This window comes from Pseudomonas sp. GM84 (assembly GCF_000282535.1).
In the GTDB taxonomy this organism is placed as follows: Bacteria; Pseudomonadota; Gammaproteobacteria; order Pseudomonadales; family Pseudomonadaceae; genus Aquipseudomonas.
The window spans coordinates 1-3,864 of sequence record NZ_AKJC01000263.1; the positions used below are offsets into that span (position 1 = coordinate 1).

3 protein-coding genes are annotated in these 3,864 nt (G+C 63.8%); 1 reads left to right on the forward strand and 2 read right to left on the reverse strand.

Going from position 1 to position 3,864, the window contains the following annotated elements:
• Nucleotides 1–131: 131 nt before the first annotated feature.
• The gene (locus PMI38_RS20325; RefSeq protein WP_008097983.1) at nucleotides 132–1,682 is read right to left on the reverse strand and encodes a phospholipase D family protein; all 1,551 of its coding nucleotides are present in this window, start codon (nucleotides 1,680–1,682) and stop codon (nucleotides 132–134) included.
• Nucleotides 1,683–1,742: 60 nt separating this feature from the next.
• Entirely contained in the window at nucleotides 1,743–3,173 is a 1,431-nt protein-coding gene (locus tag PMI38_RS20330; RefSeq protein ID WP_008097985.1) for an aminotransferase-like domain-containing protein, read from the reverse strand.
• A gap of 178 nt (nucleotides 3,174–3,351) precedes the next feature.
• Here PMI38_RS20330 and PMI38_RS20335 point away from each other — a divergent pair, with 178 nt between their 5' ends.
• The gene (locus PMI38_RS20335; protein WP_008097986.1) at nucleotides 3,352–3,582 is read left to right on the forward strand and encodes a DUF1127 domain-containing protein; all 231 of its coding nucleotides are present in this window, start codon (nucleotides 3,352–3,354) and stop codon (nucleotides 3,580–3,582) included.
• Nucleotides 3,583–3,864 lie beyond the last annotated feature (282 nt).

Genomic DNA, 3,864 nt, shown 5'->3' on the forward strand with positions numbered 1-3,864 from the left:
GCCGGTGTTCGCGGGACAAGCCCGCTCCCACAGGAATCGCGCCAGCTTTTAGAAATTGAGCAAGACAGTTGCTCCCACAGGGTTTTGTAGGGTCCTTGTGGGAGCCGGCTTGCCGGCGATGAGGCCCTCGACTACAACATCTTCTCCAGGCCGACCGCCTTGCTGACCCAGGCATTGAACCGCCGCCACAGCCCGCCAGGCTCCGACGTCAGCATGTGCCGCTGGCCATTGTCCTCCGTCGCCCAGACCAGCTTGTCATTCACCAGCCTGACCTGATAACTCAGTGCCGGCGCCATACCCTGCATGGCCAGTTCGCGGGTGTATTCGGCCAGTTCCGGGCTGTCCACCAGCACGCCTACCTCGGTGTTCCACAACACCGACCTGGGGTCGAAGTTGAACGAGCCAATGAAGGTCTTGCGCCGGTCGAAGACGATTGCCTTGCTGTGCAGGCTCGAGTCCGAACTGCCGTGGAAGCTCATGCGCCCGGCACTGGGGTCACCCGGCTGGCGGCGCAGCTCGAACAGTTGCACACCATGTTCCAGAAGCGCCCGGCGATAGGGTGCATACCCGCCATGCACCGCCGGCACATCGGTGGCTTCCAGCGAGTTGGTCAACAACTTCACCGAGGTGCCTGCGTCGGCACGGCCCGTCAGGTACAGCAGCCCGGTCTCACCCGGCACGAAGTAGGCCGAAACCAGTATCAGCTCGCGGTGAACGGCGGTCAGGTCCGGTGCCAACTGCTGGCTCATCAGCAATTGCGGATCCGGCTCATCGTCTGCCAGCACCTTGCTGGGTGAATCCCACAACGCCTGGCTGTGGGCCCAGATCAGCTCGTTGCGCCAGACATCCAGGCGTGGCTGTGATTGATAGGCCATCAGGCGGTCATACAGCGCCTTGCGCTGCACCCGCGCCTCGGCCAGCGACACTTCCAGGCGCTGGCGGCTGGCACGCAGGTCGGCAGCGTCCGGCAGACGCCAGAGGAAGTCGCCGATCGGCCGGCTCAGAGCGCTGTTCCAATACTGGTCGAAACCGTGGCCCAGCTGCTCGGCCACGGGGCCCACGCCCAGCAGGTCGATGTCGGTGAAGTTGAGATTGGGTTCGGCATCGAAATACTCATCGCCCAGGTTGCGTCCGCCGACGATGGCCATGCTGTTGTCGACCAGGAACAGCTTGTTATGCATGCGCCGGTGCTGCAGCGACAGGTTGAACAAGCGACCTACGGCCCGCGTGGCGCCTGTGCTGCGCCCCAGTTGCAGCGGGTTGAACACGCGAATCTGGATGTTGGGGTGGGCGTCGAGGGTGCCCATGATGACGTCCAGGCCGTCGCTGGTGGTGTCATCGAGCAGGATGCGTACGCGCACGCCACGGTCGGCGGCACGCAGCAGCTCATGGACCAGGGCCCGAGTGCTCAGGCCGTCATGGACGATGTAGTACTGCAGGTCGATGCTCGCCTGAGCGTTGCGGATCAGCTCGGCGCGGGCACGGAATGCCTCGTTGCTGTTGGGCAGCAGACGGAAACCCGAGCGCCCGCCATAGGGCGCGGCCTGGCGCTGCACCGAGCGGCCGAACGCCGAATCGCTGGCAGGCAGTGCCTGGCTGACTTCGCGGGGCATGTCGATGCTGGCGCAGCCTGCAAGGCCAAGCAGCACCAGCAGCAGAGGCACGGCTCGCTGGAGTGTCAAGGGTGGATCGTCCTGTACAGCAAAGGCCTATGGGGTTGGACCGTGGCGGGCGGCGCAAAGTTACGCCTGGCCGATATCTTCATCCAGTAGACGAAGGGCGGCTTCACCCACCTTGCGCACGGCGGCTTCGATCTGCGGCGTCGGCCGGGAGGCGAAGTTCATGCGCAGGCAGTGACGAAACTTGCCCGAGGCCGAAAAGATGCTGCCTACCGCTATCTGCACGCCCTGCTCCAGTAAAGCCCGATTCAGCCGCAGCGTGTCGAAATGTTCGGGCAACTCCACCCACAGCATGAACCCCCCTTGGGGCCGGCTGACGCGCGTGCCGGGCGGGAAATAGCGGGTCACCCAGTCGCTCATCAGGTCACGCCCACGCTGGTACTGGCTGCGCATGCGCCGCACGTGGGGCTGGTAGTGGCCGCCGGCGATGAAGTCGGCGATGGCCAGTTGCGGCTGGCACGCGGTGCTGCCGGTGCTGATGTACTTCATGTGCAGCACCCGCTCCAGGTAGCGGCCGGGTGCGACCCAGCCGATACGCAGGCCAGGCGCGAGGGTTTTCGAGAACGAGCTGCACAGCAGCACCCGACCGTCTTCGTCGAAGGACTTGAGGGTGCGTGGACGGGGGTAGGTGTAGGCCAGGTCGCCGTACACATCGTCTTCGAGAACCGCCACGTCGTAGCGCTGGGCCAGGCTCAGCAGGGCCTTCTTGCGGGCCTCGGGCATGATGTAGCCGAGCGGGTTGTTGCAGCTCGGGGTGACCTGGATGAGCTTGATCGGCCACTGTTCCAGCGCTAGCGCCAAGGCTTCGAGGCTGATGCCGGTGATCGGGTCGGTGGGAATCTCCAGCGCCTTCATGCCCAAGCCCTTGAGGGTCTGCATGGCGCCGTGGAAGCTGGGTGAATCCACCGCAACGATGTCCCCCGGCTCGCAGACCGCGCGGATGCTGCACGACAATGCCTCGTGGCAGCCCGTGGTCACCACCAGGTCGCTCGGGCCCAGACGGCAGCCGGAATCCAGCATCAGGCGGGCGATCTGTTCGCGCAGGGCAAGGTTGCCGTGGATGTTGTCGTAGTACAGCCCTGGCATGTCCTGGCGGCGACTCAGTTGTGCCAGGCTGCGCAGCAACGGCTTGAGGGTCGGGCTATCGACGTCGGGCATGCCGCGGCCGAGCTGGATCACATCCGGGCGCGGGGTGCTGCGTACCAGTTCCAGTACCTGTTCCCACTGGGAGATATCCACAGGGCGCTGGGCCGGTCGGCTGACGGCGGGAAGGGCAGGGAGCTGGCGGTGGTCGCTGACGAAGTAGCCGGATTTTGGCCGCGGCGACACCATGCCGCTGTCTTCAAGCATGCGGTAGGCCTGCTGCACTGTGCTCAGGCTGACGCCATGTTCCATGCTCAGGGCGCGTACAGAAGGCAGGCGCTGGCCGGGGCGGTAAAGGCCCTGCTCAATGCGCGCGCCGAGCAACTCGGCGAGGTTGAGGTAAAGGGTCACGGCATACTCCTGGGCAATGGTGGGGCTGCGACCAGTACAGTTGCGCCGAAATTACAGCATTCAGCTGGCACATCGCCAATTCTGTATGGGAATAATAAGGCGCTATTGGATCTGTATTGCCAAGGTTGCCTACGGGCATGCTTTCCCCACGGTATCAACTGAGTGGGAGAACGCAGCGATGGGTGGCATGAGCGATGTGCGCTTGCAACTGATGGCCCAGGAATTAGAGCACGGGCAGCAGACCAAGGTTTTCAACGCACCGGCAGGGCTTGGCCGTTGGGGTTTGATGGTGCATCGCTGGCACACCCGCAGGGCCTTGCTGCAGCTGGACGATGGCCAGCTGCGCGATATTGGCCTGACCTGGGAGCAGGCCCGTGAAGAAGGGCGCAAGCCTTTCTGGAAGGATTGATTGTGGGGGTATGACTTGGGATTTGTGGTGGTGTTGAAATCGAGCGCCGCCCGCGCGGCGCATCGCGGATAAATCCGCTCCTACATTTGTTGCAACGAAGCTATGTCTGATAGGCCATGGTTGCCAGCCTTGTTGGCACGACGCGATTTTTTGGTTGGCGCCGATGCCAAACGGTTATTTCGGCGGGTGCCAAAGGCGGACAACCATGGCCTGACAGACCGTGGCACGTTGCAACAAATGTAGGAGCGGATTTATCCGCGATGCGCCGCGCGGGCGGCGCTC

What these genes read in the sequence shown, in the direction of transcription:
- PMI38_RS20335 (WP_008097986.1), top strand. Translation starts at nt 3,352, where the DNA reads ATGGGTGGCATGAGCGATGTGCGCTTGCAACTGATGGCCCAGGAATTA.